Genomic DNA, 18,712 nt, shown 5'->3' on the forward strand with positions numbered 1-18,712 from the left:
GCCTTCCTATTTTGCGTTGGAAGCAAGTCTGCCGGAAAGCGAACTTCCGAAAAAAAGAGAGGAAAGACGGATTTTACGTGATTTTAACGTTCCGCGCGATTCGCTACCATTAAGAGCAAGGGGGAGTGAGCGACTTTGATGAAGCTAACGATGAACAGAAGGGAACATCTTTTGCTTGCCTGCTTTATACTGCCGGCCTTTTTCATTTACACCTTGTTTTTTTTGGGACCGGTGATCGGCAGTTTCTTTTACAGCTTTACGAATTGGAACGGTTTTTATCAAACGATGGATTTTGTCGGGCTCAAAAATTTTAAGAACCTATGGTCGGACGATATCTTTATCAAATCTCTTAAAAATACGTTCGTATTCACTTTATTTGTCGTCATACTGCAGAACGGCCTTGCGGTTCCGCTCGCATTGGCGATGGATTCCAAAATTCGCAGCAAGCAGGTACTGAAAACGGTGTTTTTCGTACCCGCCATCTTAAGCCCGCTCGTTGTCGGCTATACGTGGCTGTACATTTACGAACCGCAAAACGGCGTGCTGAATACGCTCCTCGGCATGCTGCATTTGTCATCATGGGAGCAAAGCTGGCTGGGCGATCCGAAATTCGCGTTGTACAGCATCGTCGCCATGGCCGTGTGGCAATATACCGGTTATTCGATGGTCATCTATCTGGCGAATTTGCAAACGATTCCCGGAGATTTATACGAGGCTGCCGAAATCGACGGAGCGGGAGGCTGGACGAGGTTCAAATCCGTTACTCTGCCGCTGCTGGCGCCTTCGATTACGATCAATGTCGTGCTTTCCAGCATCGGAACGATGAAAGCGTTCGATATTATATTCGTCACCACGAAGGGCGGCCCCTATTATGCAACAGAGACGATGACGACGCTGTTGTATACCACCGCTTTTACCAAAAGCAGCTTCGGTTACGGAACGGCCATGGGCGTGGTTATGTTTCTGTTTGTTTTCACGGTATCGCTCATCCAGGTTTTATTGCTTAGAAGAAGAGAGGTGCACGGATAAATGTCCCGATCCTACAGCATTCGAACCGGCGTACTGGAAAGCTTCATGATCCTTATCGCGCTGTTGTCCGTCTATCCGCTTTACTTTATCGTGTCTATGACGTTCAAGACGCCGGCGCAGATGGCCGGCTCGCCTCTATCGTTTCCGACTTCCTTAAGCTGGAGCAATTATATCGAGACATGGAAGCTGATGCAGTTTCACCTTGTCCTGGGCAATACCGTAATCATAACCGCTGGGACCGTCCTGCTGCTGACCGTACTGGGTTCGCTGGCCTCCTATCCGCTGGCCAGAAAGCCGCAAAAGGCCTATTACGTCTTGTTTATATATTTCATTGCGGGCATCATGCTGCCGTTTCAACTGGCAATGGTTCCTTTGTATCGCCTGGTGAACGAACTGCACTTGATCAATACGTATTACGGGGCCATTCTCATTTTTACCGCGGTCAATTTGCCGCTCGCCGTTTTTTTGTATTCCGGCTTCTTGCGGGGGACGCCCAAGGAACTGGAGGAAGCGGCCAAGATGGACGGCTGTTCGCTGTTTCGCGCCTTTTGGCTGGCGGTATTTCCGGTGATCAAGCCCGTAACGGCCACCGTCATCGTTTTATGCTCGCTGAATACGTGGAACGATCTGATTATTCCGTTGCTGTTCCTGCAGGACCAGAGCTATCGTACGATAACGATCGCGCTCTACATGTTCGTCGGAGAGCATGTGACGAATTGGTCGTTGTTGTTCCCGGGCATGGTGCTGTCCGTCTTGCCGCTTTCTTTGGTGTATGTCTTCCTGCAAAAGTTTATTATAAAAGGAATTACTGCCGGCTCCGTGAAGGGATGATAAATACTAGCGTTTGAAAGTTTTTTCTTTTGTCGTATCATAGGAGGATAACCTAACCAATCTTGCCTCATGAAGGGTGCTGCGATGAAAAAAACGAAACGATGGTGGATTCCTTTCAGAGAATGGGGATTGGACAGAAAGCTCGTTGGCGTGTACGCCGTCATGATCATCCTTCCCGTTCTGATGGTGACTTTGCTTGGATTTCAACGTTACGAACAAAACTTGACGGAGCGTGTGAGCGAGTTCGGCCTGAATCTAACGGATCAGATCAGCGCGAACTTGGACAACTATATTCGGCAAATCGACCGCTTATCGATGACTTTTTATTTGGATGGCGTAGAGGGTTTGAGCGGCAAGAAGGACCCTATGGATCTGTATAACGAAAAAATTGCCATCGACCGCGCGCTCCGCAATATGATGCTTATTATTCCGTTTCAAAATATCGAGGGCATTTATTGGATCCATGACAACGATGTTCAATATTCGCAGTACGGGTCGGGCAAGTGGATCGACCATAGCGGGTTTCGCGACGAAGACTGGTACGGCGAAGTGCTGGCGGCCGACGGGAAAGGGATAGTCATTCCTCCGTACCGCTCGAAATACGCGAACGGAATCGCCGATAACGATACCTATATTTTCTCGTACGCGCGCAGCATTATTAACGTCTCCAACCGAGTTCCGTACGGCGTGCTGCTCATCGATTTGAGCACGGAATACTTATATGAACTTCTGAATGAAGCCAAGATCAAGACGTCGTCTACCTTGTTTATTGTGGACGAGAAAGGTACGATCATTTACCATCCGGATGATCAATTTATTTCAACGGCCTTTCCAGTAGAGCTGGCGGGAGGCTTCGGCAAATTCACGACGGAATCGATAAACAGAGAGCCGATGATGGTGCAGTATGTCCGATCGGACGTGACCGGATGGACCGTCGTGAATACCGTTCCTTTGCGCCAGCTTTCCGATGAACTCAGCATTATCCGCAACCTGTTATGGGGTTTATCCGCCACCGCGCTGTTTTTGGCACTTGTGTTGTCGTCGGCCTTTACGATGATGATCATTAAGCCGCTTAAGCGCATGAAGCGGATGATGCGAAAGGTGGAGCTGGGCGATTACAGCGTGCGGTTCCGCGCGTATGCGAACGATGAAATCGGCCAGTTGGGACGAAGCTTTAATCATATGGTCGAAAAAATCAACGAGCTGGTCCATCGGGTGCTGGCCATGAAAATCTACCAGCAGCAAGCGGAATTTGAAGTGCTGCGCAGTCAGATTAACCCTCATTTCCTGTATAACACACTGGAATCCATCAGTATGAAGGCCGAGATCAACCGCGATTACGAGGTTGCCGATATGGTAGCGCTCCTGGGCAAGCTGTTTCGGCTATCCTTGCAGCAAAATGCCGATTATATTTCCTTCTCCCGTGAATTGGAGTATGTAGAGGTCTATATGCGGCTGCAGCAAATTCGGCTGCCCAAAATGCATTACGAAATTCAGTTCGATCAAGAAGTCATGAATGCGTATACACTGCCTTGGATTATACAGCCGGTTGTTGAAAATGCCATTATCCATGGAATCGTGCCGGCCAAAGGACAAGGCTGGATTCGCATACGCGGTGAACGGAGCGGCGGCGATATTGTCATTACAGTCGAGGACAACGGCTGCGGAATTGCTCCCGAACGGCTTGCTTTCGTTAACGAGCAGCTGAGGCAAAACAATCGGAAGCCCGAGGGGGTCCGGCATATCGGACTGTTCAACGTGCATAAGCGAATTGTCAGCATATACGGAGAAGGCTGCGGGCTCTCGATTCGGAACAGATCCGATCAAGGCGCCATCATTGCGATTCGAATGAAATTTCGAGCAGAGGAGTAGAGGAATATGCCCAAATTAATGATCGTGGACGACGAAGAAACGATTCGTATCGGACTTGCCTCATTAATCGGAAGGCTGCTGCCGGAATGGGAGGTGGCACTCAGCTGCGAGGATGCCGCATCGGCGTTGGCTGGATTGGAGAAGACCCGCCCGGACTTGGCGATTATTGACATTAATATGCCGGGAATGGACGGCTTGACGCTGGCTGGGGAGCTCGAGCGCTTACAGCCCGAGCTTTACAAGATTATTTTGACCGGTCATGAGAAATTTACATATTTGCAATCCGCTATGCGCCAAGGCGTATCCGATTATTTGCTCAAGCCCGTACAGAGGGATGAACTGGTGCAATCGGTGCGAAAAATCGAGGCCGTAATGGCGGAGAGAGAGAGACAGACGACGGTACGTTTGGAAAAGCTGCTGCTGGAATGGATGATGACGGATAGCGAGCATCGGTTTTGCGAGCTGAAGACCGCCTGGAAGCAAATGCAAGGGAAGGCGGATGCCACGGAATACGGCGTGCTGGTTTTATTCTGGGAGCATGGAACCAATGGATTGGATCGCATCCATATCGAATGGGTTGCAAAGGAATTGAAGGCATTTTCGAGAAAGATTGATCAGGCGATCGGTACGATCGTCGCGGAATCATGCGCGTTATTTGTCTTGCGCGGAGACGGCTTGCCGTCATCGCAGGAATGGAAAGGATATTTGCAGGAGCTTGGCAAAGGCTGTCGGGAGAGCTCTCCATTCCCGCGTATTCGCGCATTCGGCTGTTCAGACTCTTTCCGGCAATTGGAAGGGTTGCGGGACGCTTATAATCAGGCGGTGAACGGCATGTATGAACGGGAGAACGGCCTCCCGGCTACGCCCGCGCCTCAGCATGACTGGGTCAAGAAGCTGACTCTCGCGATCGAAACGAACGATTCGGAAGAGACGCTTCAATTGCTGCAGGATTGGAAACGGGAGCTTCTGCAAGCATCGGAGCGTTATCCAGGCCGAACCACCCTCTTATGCTTTCAGTTTCTCGCCTTTCTGTCGGGACCGGCATTAAGCGTCATTCCATCCAAGCTCGGCTCCAGTTTGCTGGAGCAGGGGCTGAAGCTTGCCCAGCGGCTGCCGCTATCGTTAACGCCGCCGGTTATGCTCGGCGAAATTGCGAAATTTGTAGACGGGCTTTGCTTCGATGACGTGCAGGAGCGGAATTACCGCAAAGTGATCGTACAGGTACAGCAAATGATCAGAGAAGAGTATGCGGATCCGGACTTGAACCTGGAGACGTTGGCTCAACGAGTTTATTTGCATCCGTCCTACTTGAGCGAATTGTTTAAAGAAACAACTGGCCAACGGTTTATCGACTATGTGACGGAAGTCAGGATGGAGGAAGCGCGCAAGATTCTTCGAGAAACCGATAAAAAGATGTACGAGATTGCGGCCGCCGTCGGATATACCAGCCCCAAGTATTTCAGCACCTTGTTCCGCAAGAGATTTCGGTTAACGCCGATGAGCTATCGGGAACGGGCGCAGTAATCGCGATGAAGTACCGAAAAAAAAGGAATAAACCATGAATTTGCGTCATTATCAATGTCTTTCCCGTCCATTACGATTAGAAAGAAAGGATTTCTTGATCCTTGACACAGAATGCTAGGAGGAATAACGATGAGACAGAGAAAATTGGGTTGGATTGCGTTGGTATTGTCTTTGCTGCTGTTCGTAACGGCTTGCGGAGGGGGAAATACGGGAGGCGGAAACGGTGAGCCTTCCAATGAAAGCGGAACCAATTCCGCAGCGGGGCAGAAGCCGGAAGCAAGCAAGCCGGCCGAGCCGGTTACCCTGAAGGTTGCCGGATACAAATCGGGAGCCGAGCTGGGCGCCATTCCCGAATTGAACGAAAAGTTCATGAAGGAAAATCCGGATATCAAAATCGTTTACGAAGGAATGCCCGGCGGGCAATTCAGAGATTTCCTGAAAGCCAGATTCGCCGCAAACGATGCATCGGACGTCATCATGATCCATCCCGGTCTGTCGGATGTCATTGCTTACGGAAACGCAGGCTATTTGATGGACCTGTCCGGCGAGTCGTGGATCGGCAGCTTTACGGAGGCGTCGCTTAAGTCCGTCTCGCATGAGGGACAAGTGTACGCAATTCCTAACGATATGAACGTATTGGGCGTCTATTACAATCAGCAAATTTTTGACGATTTGTCCATCGACATTCCGCAGAATTGGAGTCAGTTCGTAGAAGCGGCGGAGAAAATCAAGCAGTCCGGTCAATTGCCAATATCAATCGGCAACAACGACGGATGGATGACGCTGGCCGCCCTGTTCACGATGGCGCCGGGATCCGTATATGCCGGGCAAGAGGATTTCGACGCGCAGCTGAATGCGGGAACGGCAACGTTCTCGGAAGGATGGGCGAAGATGCTTGAACAATGGTTCAGCCTGGAAGAAGCGGGTTATTTGACGGAGAAGAGCACAGGCGTCAGCCTTGATCAGGCTCAGCAGGCATTCGCTACGGGCAAAGCGGCGATGTACATTGACGGCAACTGGTCGCTGCCCGGCATCACGTCATCCAATCCGGATTTGAAGGTCGGCATGTTCCCGATGCCTTCCAACGATGAAGGCCGCGACGTTATCGCTTCGGCGGCCGTGGGCACGACGTTCGCCATCAATAAAAGCACGAAGGCCGCCGATGCCGCCAAGCGTTATTTGGCATTCTGGTCCGAGACGGAGAACCAGAAGATTTGGGCCAAGAGCCAGCAAGCCTTCATGACAATTAAAGGGGAAACGGGAGACGTGAATCCGTCGCTGCAGCATATCGCCGAAGTGGTCGCGAGCGGCAAGAGCTATCCGTTCCTCGATCAGGGCTGGGCATTTGGCGGCGCCGCTACGACGGAGCTGATGAATTCCGCGCAAGGCGTGTACCTGAAGGTCATTACGCCGAAAGAAATGCTGGCCAACATGGACAAAGCGTGGAAGACGGCGGCAAGTAATAAATAATCGATTTTAATACAGGTTAAGGAAAGGGAGTGAGCACAATGATGAGCTTCATTCGCAAGAACGCAATCCGAGTGCCTGTTGTTTGGTTGGTTATGTCGCTCATGATCGTTCCGTTCCCGCCAGCCGGCCGGATGATCGCTCACGGACTATCCCTGCAGGCATCGGTATGGACGGTCGATGCGTTGTCGAAGGTATTCCGAGCTTCGCAGCCTCCTTCGACGCCGCAAACCTCGATTGATCTAATCGCGGCCAAAAATGAATACAGAGCGGCGCAAATCGCGATTCGCTCCGATGTGCCATTAAGCAATCTGAACGTTCAGGTTCACGATCTGATCGGTGTGAACGGCCAAGTCATCGCGGCTTCCAACGTGAGCGCCCGATTCGTGGACTACATCGAGCTGTCCCAACATACGCAAGGATTGTCATCCGAGCAATTGCTGACGGCGCCGAACGGCAGCATGCTGTATCCCGATCGCATCACTAATGATAGTCAATTGGCTAGTCTCGCTGCCCATACGACGCAGCCAATCTGGTATTCAGTATACGTACCCAAGCTAACGGCGGCGGGCATGTATACGGGACAGGTCACGTTGCAAGCCGACGAAGGCAGCTATACGGTGGACGTTGCGCTTGAAGTATACGATATCATCCTTCCTGATACGAACGAAACCGATTATAAAGTGGATAACTGGTTTTCGTCGGCGGGCTGGGATCCTACCACATGGACGTATCTTGAGCAGCAATACGGAATTGCAAAATGGTCGAATGAGTGGTGGACGGTGCTTGAACATTTCGCCGATTATATGGCCAAGCACCGAAACAATACGATTTGGCTGGACCCGATTGCGTATTTGGAGCCCGATGCGCAAATTCATGCGGATGGCAGCTACACGTTCGACTGGAGCCGATTTGATCGGACGGTACAGTTGTTTATCGATGCCGGAGCGATGAAGTATTTGCATGGCGTCAGCATCTTCAGCAAGCGCGATGGGAGATATCACGTTCAAATGCTGCAAGACGAGAATGGGAGCGCGAAGCTGGCCTGGGTTCCCTCTCAATCTACAGCGGCCAATGACTGGTTGAATCATTACTTGCCCGCTTTACACGATCATTTGCTGAAGAAAGGATGGCTATCGATTTTTTATCAAAGCGGCGGGGACGAACCGTACGACCAGCAAGATCATGCGGACAATAACTGGCTCTACCAAAAAATTCACCAGCTCGCGCCCGGGGTAAAAACAATCGAAGCCCATCATCTGTTTAATAATGTTTACGAAGGCAATTTGGACGTATACGTGGTGAAGCAGGATGTTTACGACGCCAATCGCAGCTATTATCAGAACAGGCAAAAGCTTGGCGATGAAGTTTGGCTCTATATATGCAATATGCCTACAGGTGAATATTTGACAAGAAACTTGGATGCGCCGCTTGCCCACGTATTGCTGGCCCAGTGGTACGCCTTCAAGAACGGATTGGGCGGCTACCTGCATTGGGGCTTCAATTATTGGTCCAACGGAGATGTCTTGAACGATGCGGACGCTCCGTGGCCGGGCGACAGCTGGCTCGTCTATCCGGATCAGGCCGGGTATGATTTATTCAGCTCGATACGAAGCGAAATTCAACTGGAAGGCATTCAGGATCTGGAGCTGTTGAGAATGCTTGCGAATAACGGGGAACCGGTTCTGGCGCATCAAATCGCGGAATCGCTAATTTCCGGCGGCACGCAGTACAATACGGATCCTGCGTCCATCAAACTGGCGCGGAAGAATGTCATGGATGCGTTGACGAATCGGTTGACCAATGACGTATTCGTGGATCCGCTCGATCATTTCGAAGGAATCTATCGCAAGTCGAATGGATTTCTCATAGACAGTAGCAATCCGGAGGTGGCCGCGGGGGATACGGGTAGATTATCCCGCGTGCAGAACACCGAAGAGTTTATTGTTTATTACAAGCCTAACATCAGAAGCTTTAGCGCGAAGTTTTACTCCGATTCCGGCTCCGATGTATCATTTTACGTTTCCGGGGATGACGAGAATTGGACGCCGTTAACCGTTGAAGCCGGACAACCTGTGAACACGGAATACGGATGGTTCGGCTATAAGCTGTCATCTTCGGAGATTCCGTGGGGCACGAATTATTTGAAACTTGTGTTTCATGATACGAATCCCCATGAATGGCTCCCACAGCTTGGAGAAATGGTCCTGACTTACGGCTATGTCATGGATGGGTATATGATTGACCCGTTGAACAGCCTTTCCAATATTTACGACATGTCGGATAAATGGGGGATTGACAGCGCCAATGCGCAGATGGCGGACGGAGATAACAACCGCTTGACCAGACTGGAAAACACGGATCAGTATATCGTGTACAAGGGAGCCAATATTCAAAGCTTTGCGGCTACATTCTATTCGGATTCCTCCGATCTGGTCGAGTTCTACGCATCTCCCGACAACGTGAACTGGACGCTCGTCCCGCATAGCGACGGCCCGGTGTGGAGCACCGCCTACGGGTGGCACGGCGTAACCAAGTCCGCCTCGGGCATTGCGCCCGGTATGAACTATTTGAAGCTGGTGTTTAAAGCGGCCAATGCCAATCATTGGTCTCCGCAGCTGGGTCAAATATATATTTACAATGATCCGATGTAGCCAATTATCGTTAACTTAATGGGGTTGCCTTAAAGTTGCTTTCTGCGACTTTAATGGCAGCCTCTGTTTATTTTCCGAGTTAATGATGCGTGCTGACGATTGGACAAGAAGGGGCATCGTCTGCTTATCACCTCAGCAACCTGTCCGTACCGAAGAAAGCTGCATCTTGCGCTAGCTGTGGCGAGGTGAATGATACCCGTTATGCGATAATTAGCGTACAAGATTCTGGTATGGGTATTCCTCCAGATCAGCTCGAGCAGATCTTCGATCGCAATTACAAGGTTGATCGACCGGGCGTGGAGACGGGTGTAGAGGGCAGCGGGCTCGGGCTCACGATTTGCAGGGAAATTGTACAAGCGCATGGAGGGATGGTTCGAGCGGAGAGCGACGGCAAGACGGGGGCGATCTTCTATGTATCGCTTCCTTGTATGGTGAATGAAGGAAGGTGACGACGTGATGGGTACATACAAAATTATGATCGTCGATGACGATCCCCATATATGCGAGATTGTTCAGGTGTATTGCGAGAGGGAAGGCTTCCTATCCTCCTGCAGCCATAACGGGACTGAAGCCATGAAGCTGCTTGCGTCTTTCGAGCCGGATTTGATTGTACTGGATGTCCTGCTAGCTAATGAAAACGGCATTGATTGGTGCATGAACGCACGCAGCTACACGAATGCGCCGATCGTGTTTCTGAGCAGCCGTGAGGAAGACGAGGTGAAAATCAGCGCATTATCTTATGGCGGCGACGCTTCGCAGAGTGTCGACGGGCAGAAGGGAACAACTGCTGGAGTTACCGGGTCTGACACTGGATTTCTACGCGCAGTCCGTCAATATGAAATATTTTTGGTTCGTCATTCACGAAAAAGAGCTTATATAAGTGAGAGTCTGTGATTATTTGCAGGCTCTTTTTTGGCCTTCCCCAAAGGGATGGGATACAAATCCGATTGAGATTGGTTGTAAACAGTGTTACGCTAGCAGCGGTAAACCTATAATCTAAGCTCTCAATAAGAAAGGGAACACGATGATAAAAGTTGAAAACTTATCCTTCTCTTTTCCGCAGAAAGAATTATATACAAACGTTTCATTTACGATCGAAGAGGGACAACATTGCGCTTTTATAGGAACAAGCGGCAGTGGTAAAAGCACATTGATCGATATACTGATGGATCCAGAAAGACATTTGTTCGAAGGGAAGTTAGAGATAGATCCTGACTGCACAATCGGGTATGTAAGTCAGTTCGCTCAGCTAGACAGAACGAATGATACAACTGTTTTTGAATATATCGGTGAAAAATTCATTAAGGTACAGAATGAGATTCAATCGATTTGTACGGAAATGGAAACCTCATTGGACATCGAGCCGTTACTCGAAAAGTATCAATTAGCTTTAGATACTTTTGATGGAATGGGCGGGGAAGATTTCGAAAGTAACATCAATAAGAAACTAAATCTAGCCAACCTCATGAAGCACAAAGAAGCAAGGGTCTCCGATCTAAGTGGCGGGGAATTCAAGCTCATTCAAGTCATGAATGTAATGCTTAATAGCCCGGATTTGATGATCATGGACGAACCGGATGTGTTTTTGGACTTTGAAAATCTAAATGCGCTAAAAAACCTGATTAACGCTCACAAAGGCATGCTGCTAGTGGTTACGCACAACCGATATTTATTGAATCATTGTTTTAACAAAATGATTCACCTGGAAAACATGGAGATTCAAGAGTTTGATGGACGATATATAGATTATAATTTCTCATTGCTGCAGACGAAGGTTGAGTTGCAAGAAATCGCAGTCGCTGAGCAAGAAGAAATTGAGCGCAACGAGGAGATCATCACTAATCTAAGAGTAATTGCGACTAATAACGCAGATGCCTCTAAAGGAAGAGCGTTAAGAGCTAGGGTTCATTTTCAAGAAAGATTGGAAGCACGTCGAATTAAGGCGCCATTCGTTGCTATTAAGCAGCCGACGATCCGTTTCGGTATCCATAATGAAATGGAAGAAGATACTACGGTCATACAGGTTAGTCATTATAGTGTCGGCTTCGACGAGCAGCTTCTAGATGATGTTAGCTTTGAGATCAAAGCTACCGACAAAGTCGCCATTATCGGTCCGAACGGTACCGGGAAAACGACTTTACTAAGGCAAATCTTTTACAACAATCATGATTCGATTGAAATCAATGCCAATGCTAAAGTGGCTTATTTATCACAGCTTCAAGGCGAAATGCTGAATGATTCTAATACTTTATTAGAAGAATTCATCGATGCTGGATTTAACACTTACGATGAGGTTAGATCGTATCTCACTCATTACGGCTTTGAGGGCGAGATCGTTAATCAAAGGATAGCCGCATTCTCTGGCGGAGAAAAAAACTTGCTTCAATTGGCTAAAGTTGCTGCCAGTCAAGCAAACGTCTTACTTCTCGATGAACCGACAAGTCATCTAGACACCTACGCACAAGTTGCGCTGGAGAAAGCCATCGAAGACTATAAAGGCGCGATTGTCATGATCTCTCATGATTTCTATTCCGTTGTGAATGGAATGGACTATGTCTTGATTATTGAAGATAAGAAGATCAGAAAAATGTGCATGCAAGAATTTAGAGAGATGATTTATGCTAGCCACTTTGACCAAGACTATTTAGCAGCGGAACAAAGTAAAAAAGCAGTTGAAATGAAAATAGAACTGGCTTTAAAGGATACTAATTTTGAACTTGCAAAAGAATTAGTTGACGAGCTGGAAGCGCTGATTAAGCTGCTTTAACTAACGAAAGGGGGTATCCTGTAAAAGGACGCCCCCTTTAAATTTACCCAAAGTATAGAGATAACCCGAATCTTCGGTACGATTCCCGCTTAATCACGCGACCAGTCCCGACGAAGCGAAAACATCTCCCTCAGCGCATCTGTCGACAGCTCGGTTATCCAGCCCTCTGAGCTGGTAATCACGTTGTCGCTTAGCAGCTGCTTGTTCTCAAGCATCTCGTCAATGCGTTCCTCCAGGGTGCCAAGTGAGATGAATTTATGCACCTGCACGTCGCGCGTCTGGCCCATTCTGTAAGCTCGGTCGGTCGCTTGGTTCTCAACGGCCGGGTTCCACCAGCGATCGAAGTGGAAGACATGATTCGCCGCAGTCAAGTTCAGCCCGACGCCTCCCGCCTTGAGGGAGAGGATGAACACATTCGGCTGCTCGGACGACGGAAGGTCGCGCGACTGGAACCGTTCGACCATCCGATCTCGCTGCACCTTCGGTGTGCTGCCGTTCAGGTACAGCACGGGTTCGCCCAGTTCGCGCTGCAGTACATCTTGAATCATCTGGCCCATGCCAATGTATTGCGTAAAGATAAGGCAGCGCTCGTCCGCCTCGCGGAGCTCCTTGACCATCGCCAGCAGCCTCTCGAGCTTGGAAGATCGGGCGATGATCGCCTCCGTCTGTAGAGGGCCATCCTCAGGATCCGTTCCTGTATCCTCGTCTAGCAGTGCCGGATGGTTGCATGCCTGCTTGAGCTGCGTCAGCGCACCGAGAATCGCACCTTTGCGTTGGATGCCGTCGAGCTTCTTCAGTTTCTCTAGCAGCTCCTTGACGCAATTATCGTACAGGGCAGCCTGCTCGGAGGTAAGCGGAACATACGTCTTCATCTCGTTCTTGTCCGGCAGATCGAGCTGGATGGCGGGATCCTTCTTCTTGCGCCGCAGCATGAACGGCTTCACTAGCCGCTTTAGCTCCGCTGTGCGACGCCCGTCCTGTTCGCGCTCAATCGGGCCCGCGAAGCGGACCTGGAACGCCTTGGCGGACCCGAGGTAGGTGGGCACGGTGAAATCGTAGATCGACCATAGCTCCGCCAGCCGATTCTCGATCGGCGTCCCCGTGAGCGCAATGCGGTGGAGCGCGGGGAAGCTCTTGACCGCCGCGGCCTGCCTGGTCCCGGCGTTTTTGATATTCTGTGCTTCGTCCAGACAGACGGCGCCCCATTGGAACGCTGCGAGCGTCTCTTGGTCGAGCGAGGCGGTAGCGAATGAGGTGAGCACGACGTCAACGCTGCGAGCCTCGTTCCGGAACGCGTCGCCGCTCTTTCGCCCGGAGCCGTAATGTATGGCCACCCGCAGCGACGGGGCGAAGCGGGATATCTCCTTCTGCCAGTTGCCGAGCACCGACGTGGGGCAGACGATTAGCGAAGGGAGCCGCATGCCTTCATCGGCCTGCTCCTTGGCGTGCAACAGGTAGGTAATCAACTGGACCGTCTTGCCAAGGCCCATGTCGTCGGCGAGAACGGCTCCGAGCCCGAAGCGGCGGAGAAAAGCCAGCCAAGCGAACCCATCCTGCTGGTAGCTGCGCAGCTCGGCACGCAGACCGGCCGGCGGATCGAGCCGAGGCCATTCGCTCTGCTGATTGATCTTGGCGAACAGCCCAGTCAAATGCGCGTTCAGCTCGACCTCTAGCTTAACGCGGGCGGCATCTCCCCCGAATGCCACCGTGCTGGCGTCCGTCGTCCCGTCATTCGCGCCGCCGTCACTATCGCCCTGCGTGAGCAAATGCAATTGCAGCACATCCTGGAAGCTCAATCCCTGGCTCTTGTCCATGCCTTCCATCATGCGGCGGATCTGTGAGATTAGCGCCGGGTCGAGCACGATCCAGCGGTCCCGGAACTTCACAAGCCGCTCACCTCGCGCGAGCAGTTCGTCGAACTCCTCCTCGTTCAGGTCGGCGTCGCCGATGGAGATGCGCCAGTTGAAGTTCATAATCGCGTCCAGCCCGAATAAGGACTTGCCGCCGCCGCGTTTCTTGGATTCGTCCTCCGACTGTACCGCAGCGCGCAATCGTGGTTTCTTGCGGCTGGCGGCTTCCCACCATGCGGGCAGCAAGACCCGCCAGCCGGAGTCGAGCAGCCGGCGGCTGTCCTCGTTCAGGAACCGCCAGGCCGCCTCGTCGTCAAGTGGCTTGCCGAGCACATCCTCGCCGCGCGACAGAAGGTCGTGCGGCAGGCTGGCGCGCAGCCGCTCTAGCCAGCCCTCTGAGCGGCTGCGAATGGCGTCCGCCCATGCGTCCGGCCACTTGCCTGCCGCCGAGCCGTCGTCTCCGAGCCGCACTCTGCGGAGCTTAGCCGGATCGCTCTTGTCCTGCAGCACGAGCCGCAGCCGCCAGCGGGAATGCTCGTCGCCTTCCCACGGCTCGATGAGCTGCAGCAGCGGGCGGAACGGCGCGACATCCGCTTTCCAGCCGATTTGCACAAGCCAACTCTCGTCGTCGAGTCCTGCTGTAGCAGCCGCCGCGTTCTCGCGCGTGAATAGAGCCGGGAATTCACGGCGCAGCTCGACCTCGTCCGACTCCGTACCGTAGAAGCGGCTCGTTACGGCCGCCGAGAAGGCCGCCAGTAGCCCGTCGCGCCCCTCATCGCTCCAGTTGCCGCGCTTGAGGTCGAGCTCGTCGAGGCGCGCTTGTCCGAAGGTCGCGCAGACCGCCGTCACATCCCAGCTCCAGTTCAGAGAGCCTTTGCGGTAAGCCGCCAGGTCGGGCGCGTACATCCCTTTCTCCAGGCACTCGTCCAAGAGCGGAGCCAATGCGGCTAGATGCGCAGCATCGCCTTCCCACTGCCACTTCATATGAGCTAGGAGCGGCCCCGAGGCGAAGTAGGTTATGACCTCTTCGGCGGGCAGCACGACGGCTTCGAGCTCCCCGACTTTGACGAGCGCCAGCTCGGTGCCATAGAAGGACGGCTCGTGCCAAGCGAACAGGCGATGCTTAAGCCCAAGTCCGGTCCACTCCTGCAGCGAATCCGGGTCCGAGAAGAACAACGCGTCGCCATGCGAAGTGAGCACCATACGAACCGCTATTGTATCCAGGTTATACGTAGTGGTCGTCATGGAATGAGCCCTCCCTTCCTCAGCTCTTCCTGGAGGGCTCGCAACCGGCTATTCCGGCTGGCGAAAGCCCCAATGTACGCTTCCCAGCGCTGCTCACGCTTTAGCTTCTTGTACAGCTTGGCTAGCCGTTTGAGCAGCTTAACCGATCTCTTGTAGCCGTCGCGCTGTTTGGATAACACGTATCTCTCTACGCCTTGGTGGTAGAAGGGCAGCAGCGCTTCTGGTGCCTCCTTCTCGATGGGCTGCAGATCCCTCGCTAGAAAGTTGAGAGGATCGCTGCCGAGGCTAAGCTGGTAATCGATCCACTGCCGCCAACGACCGTATTGCATCAGCTTCTCCTCGTACAGGCTGCTGCAGTAGGAAGGCAGGCTCGCGAGCGCGCTCCACATTCGTTCCTCTGCCTCCGGATGTTGCCTGGTTACAGCATCCCAGTAGCGGCCATATTCATCAAGACTGCCGGGGCCGCGTCCGACCTGCTCGTTCGCGCAATGGATGAGCCAGGTTTCAAGCCTGGTCCATTCGCCATCCTTCTCCATCAGCCGCAGAAAGCGAAATAACTGCCCTGGCACCAGCCCATGCCGCGCTGCAGCTTTCAGCAGGCGCCAAGCCTCTTGATCCTCCCCTAGCCAGAAGCGCATCCAGGCGAGGGCGACGAGCGGGAAGCGCTCATTTCCCTTGCTCTGCGCTTCTGTCAGATGCGACAACTCCTCCTTGATGAGACGATGATCTGCCGCTAGGGGCGATAATAAGCAAATCCAGAGCTCGACGTAAATATCCAAATAGGCGGGCGGATACTCTACTTGCTCAATCGCTGTTTTACGAATATAGGTAGCCGTCTCCAACAGCCGATCCTGTTGCTTGATCGCGATCTCCGGAGGCAGCTCGTTATGGAATTGACTTTCGATTGTATGTAACGTCTCGGATGTTGCCAGCTGGGCGAAGTAGCCTAAATGGCGGCCTGTCGATTGCTTGCGGAGCAAGAACAGCCCGACGTTCAGTTCAAACAGCCAGGTCTCCTCGGGTGACAACTCCGACATGAAAGGGCGCACTATGGAGCGAACCTCGGTGCTATAATTTTTTTCGTAGGGGGTGCTCACCGCTTTCCGGGCGCAGCCTTCGATCAGCTCCTGCAGATGGTCAACGCTCAGTCCGCTCGGTGTATTGGAGTTCATTGTCGTCATGATGGAAGGTATTCCTTTCTTGAGCTATACCGCTCGTGAATTCGTTCCTTCATTATAACGAAAAATGGTCAGAGCGGCATACAGCTGAGCGGCCGTTGATTGAACAGGCATAGGATGATGATTGCGATTTGATAATCAAAAGTATAAGATCTGAATGTTAGGAAATCGCTACGCCACGGAGATACAATGCTTTTATAAAGGAGTTGTGTCCAATGAATAAGAACAAAATAGAAACCATTCTATCACAGATCAATAGTCACACTAAGCTAGGCGACTTACGAAAAATCGCGAAGGATATTACAAGAAGACGATTGCATTGATGGAGTTATGGGAGAATAGTCCTTCTGCTCTTCAAAGGAGAGTTTTCTGGTATTATAAAGCGAGATTGAGATGGATGGGGCAAACACCGCCTGATAACAACGCAGACTTACTATCTGCAATCGAAATTAAAATTACGAAGGAAGAACCGGAAGTTCAGTGGGCTATGAATTTCTTAGCAGGCTGGATTGGCGTTTATGATCAACAGAATCGAGCACGTTGTGTTGAACTTGGTGAGAGAACGGGGCTTTATAAAGGTCAAATGGTTTCAAAGGGCTGTACCCCCGATTATTTGCCGGAGTTCATTGCGATCGAAGTTAACAAACGAAATAATCAGTAGTACCCCGATAACGATAGAGAGGTTTTTGATATGAATCATAATTTTTGGAGTGAATTGCCGAGACCATTTTTTGTGCTGGCCCCTATGGAGGATGTGACGGATGTTGTTTTTCGTCATGTCGTGAGTGAAGCGGCAAGGCCGGATGTTTTCTTTACTGAGTTTACGAACACGGAGAGCTATTGCCACCCTGACGGCCACCAAAGTGTGCGCGGACGTCTGACGTTTACAGAGGATGAACAGCCAATTGTCGCACATATATGGGGAGATAAGCCCGAATACTTTCGTCAGATGAGTATCGGCATGGCGAAGCAAGGCTTTAAGGGAATCGATATCAATATGGGTTGTCCGGTAGCCAATGTAGCAGAGAATGGCCAAGGAAGCGGCCTGATCTGCCGTCCTGAAGCTGCGGCAGCTATTATTCAAGCATCCAAAGCCGGAGGACTTCCCGTAAGCGTGAAAACGAGGCTTGGTTTCCATGCTATAGACGAATGGCGCGAGTGGTTAACCCATATTTTGAAACAAGATATTGCTAATCTGTCGATCCATCTACGGACAAGAGCGGAAATGAGTAAAGTAGACGCTCATTGGGAGCTAATCCCGGACATCAAGAAGCTTCGTGATGAGGTAGCACCGAATACGCTGTTGACCATTAACGGAGATATTCCTGACCGTCAAACGGGCTTAAAGCTTGCAGAGCAATATGGTGTAGATGGCATTATGATTGGACGCGGTATTTTCAATAATCCATTTGCCTTTGAGAAGAAGCCTAGGGATCATAGCAGTGAGGAGCTGCTCGGCCTGCTGCGCCTGCATCTGGATCTACATGATCATTATTCAGCGCTGGAACCGCGGCCATTCAAGCACATACCTCGTTTCTTTAAAATCTATGTCCGCGGATTTCGTGGGGCAAGTGAATTAAGAAACAACTTAATGAATACAAAATCAACAAGTGAAGTACGCGCAATGCTTGATGACTTTGTAAGCCAACATCAGGGTGCGGTGGAGGAAGAGGCGTAACAGTTGGATGATCTGCAATCAGAAAAGGCACTCACGCTGGGTGCCTTTCAATTTCGCTCTACAGATGATACGCCGAACCGTACCATAAGTGACAGCGAAAAATTTGTTGTCTATAAACTGGGGTTTGTTTGTGGGCGTGTAAAATAGCGAAATATTAGGGCTCCTGAGACCTTTCAATGTAGGAGCTACATAGGAAAATAAACGGAAAAGGTCGTCCGTTGTCCAGGCTCGCTGGTCACGCGGATGAACCCGCCGTGTGCTTTTACAAATTGATGCGCAATCGATAATCCCAGCCCGGATCCGCTTGTATGTCGCGAAAGATCAGGTCGATTAGACCTGGCAATGGCGAGCGCTTCCTTGCCGGTACAGGCACTCAGTACCCGAATCCCTTCCCGTTGCAGATTGGTTTACATCTCCTCTAGCATGAACGGTTCGTCCTCCACTAGCAGCAATTTCGCTTCCATCCCAATCATATCTTTTTCAAGTTAGTCTGTACCCCGAATTATACCTTGAATGAAAAGGCGCTTGAAAATGTCCTCGCAAAAAGAGGAAGATCTGCATAAGATCTCGACATTTATGGATTAAACTGGATGATGAGGAGCCGCCAATCCTGGTCC

General features: G+C 51.2%; 15 protein-coding genes. 12 read left to right on the plus strand and 3 right to left on the minus strand.

Annotated elements, in window-relative coordinates:
* Positions 1-138: 138 nt before the first annotated feature.
* From M6D81_RS20160 to M6D81_RS20200, 9 genes are all read left to right on the plus strand, one after another.
* The gene (locus M6D81_RS20160) at positions 139-1,029 is read left to right on the plus strand and encodes a carbohydrate ABC transporter permease (RefSeq protein WP_262678840.1); all 891 of its coding nucleotides are present in this window, start codon (positions 139-141) and stop codon (positions 1,027-1,029) included.
* On the plus strand, positions 1,030-1,860 hold the full coding sequence (locus M6D81_RS20165; RefSeq protein WP_262678804.1) for a carbohydrate ABC transporter permease: 831 nt from the start codon (positions 1,030-1,032) through the stop codon (positions 1,858-1,860).
* A gap of 84 nt (positions 1,861-1,944) precedes the next feature.
* Complete coding sequence (locus M6D81_RS20170) at positions 1,945-3,732, plus strand: cache domain-containing sensor histidine kinase (RefSeq protein ID WP_262678805.1); 1,788 nt, start codon at positions 1,945-1,947, stop codon at positions 3,730-3,732.
* Between the two features lie 6 nt (positions 3,733-3,738).
* The gene (locus tag M6D81_RS20175) at positions 3,739-5,256 is read left to right on the plus strand and encodes a response regulator (RefSeq protein ID WP_262678806.1); all 1,518 of its coding nucleotides are present in this window, start codon (positions 3,739-3,741) and stop codon (positions 5,254-5,256) included.
* 129 nt (positions 5,257-5,385) lie between these two features.
* Positions 5,386-6,726, plus strand: coding sequence for an ABC transporter substrate-binding protein (locus M6D81_RS20180; RefSeq protein WP_262678807.1), 1,341 nt, complete (start codon positions 5,386-5,388; stop codon positions 6,724-6,726).
* Positions 6,727-6,764: 38 nt separating this feature from the next.
* Positions 6,765-9,377, plus strand: coding sequence for a DUF4091 domain-containing protein (locus M6D81_RS20185; protein ID WP_262678809.1), 2,613 nt, complete (start codon positions 6,765-6,767; stop codon positions 9,375-9,377).
* Positions 9,378-9,466: 89 nt separating this feature from the next.
* Entirely contained in the window at positions 9,467-9,826 is a 360-nt protein-coding gene (locus M6D81_RS20190; protein WP_262678810.1) for a sensor histidine kinase, read from the plus strand.
* 7 nt (positions 9,827-9,833) lie between these two features.
* On the plus strand, positions 9,834-10,271 hold the full coding sequence (locus tag M6D81_RS20195; RefSeq protein ID WP_262678811.1) for a response regulator: 438 nt from the start codon (positions 9,834-9,836) through the stop codon (positions 10,269-10,271).
* A 130-nt stretch (positions 10,272-10,401) separates the two neighbouring features.
* Entirely contained in the window at positions 10,402-12,144 is a 1,743-nt protein-coding gene (locus tag M6D81_RS20200; RefSeq protein ID WP_262678812.1) for an ABC-F family ATP-binding cassette domain-containing protein, read from the plus strand.
* A gap of 89 nt (positions 12,145-12,233) precedes the next feature.
* On the opposite strand, the gene M6D81_RS20205 is transcribed toward M6D81_RS20200, so the two are convergent.
* The gene (locus tag M6D81_RS20205) at positions 12,234-15,239 is read right to left on the minus strand and encodes a DEAD/DEAH box helicase (RefSeq protein ID WP_262678813.1); all 3,006 of its coding nucleotides are present in this window, start codon (positions 15,237-15,239) and stop codon (positions 12,234-12,236) included.
* A complete protein-coding gene (locus tag M6D81_RS20210; RefSeq protein WP_262678815.1) occupies positions 15,236-16,420 on the minus strand; it encodes a hypothetical protein in 1,185 nt (394 codons plus the stop codon). The genes M6D81_RS20205 and M6D81_RS20210 overlap by 4 nt, the downstream gene beginning before the upstream one ends.
* Before the next feature lie 316 nt (positions 16,421-16,736).
* Between M6D81_RS20210 and M6D81_RS20215 the strand changes: the two genes are divergently transcribed.
* The 3 genes from M6D81_RS20215 to M6D81_RS20225 are packed head-to-tail and all read left to right on the plus strand — an operon-like array spanning position 16,737 to position 18,242.
* Positions 16,737-17,078, plus strand: coding sequence for a DNA alkylation repair protein (locus M6D81_RS20215; protein WP_410795766.1), 342 nt, complete (start codon positions 16,737-16,739; stop codon positions 17,076-17,078).
* Between the two features lie 30 nt (positions 17,079-17,108).
* On the plus strand, positions 17,109-18,095 hold the full coding sequence (locus M6D81_RS20220; RefSeq protein WP_262678817.1) for a tRNA dihydrouridine synthase: 987 nt from the start codon (positions 17,109-17,111) through the stop codon (positions 18,093-18,095).
* Positions 18,096-18,098: 3 nt separating this feature from the next.
* Positions 18,099-18,242, plus strand: coding sequence for a hypothetical protein (locus M6D81_RS20225; RefSeq protein WP_262678818.1), 144 nt, complete (start codon positions 18,099-18,101; stop codon positions 18,240-18,242).
* A 38-nt stretch (positions 18,243-18,280) separates the two neighbouring features.
* On the opposite strand, the gene M6D81_RS20230 is transcribed toward M6D81_RS20225, so the two are convergent.
* The gene (locus M6D81_RS20230; protein WP_317259155.1) at positions 18,281-18,496 is read right to left on the minus strand and encodes an ATP-binding protein; all 216 of its coding nucleotides are present in this window, start codon (positions 18,494-18,496) and stop codon (positions 18,281-18,283) included.
* Between the last annotated feature and the right edge of the window lie 216 nt (positions 18,497-18,712).

The organism is Paenibacillus sp. J5C2022, assembly GCF_025567625.1.
Lineage (GTDB): Bacteria > Bacillota > Bacilli > Paenibacillales > Paenibacillaceae > Pristimantibacillus.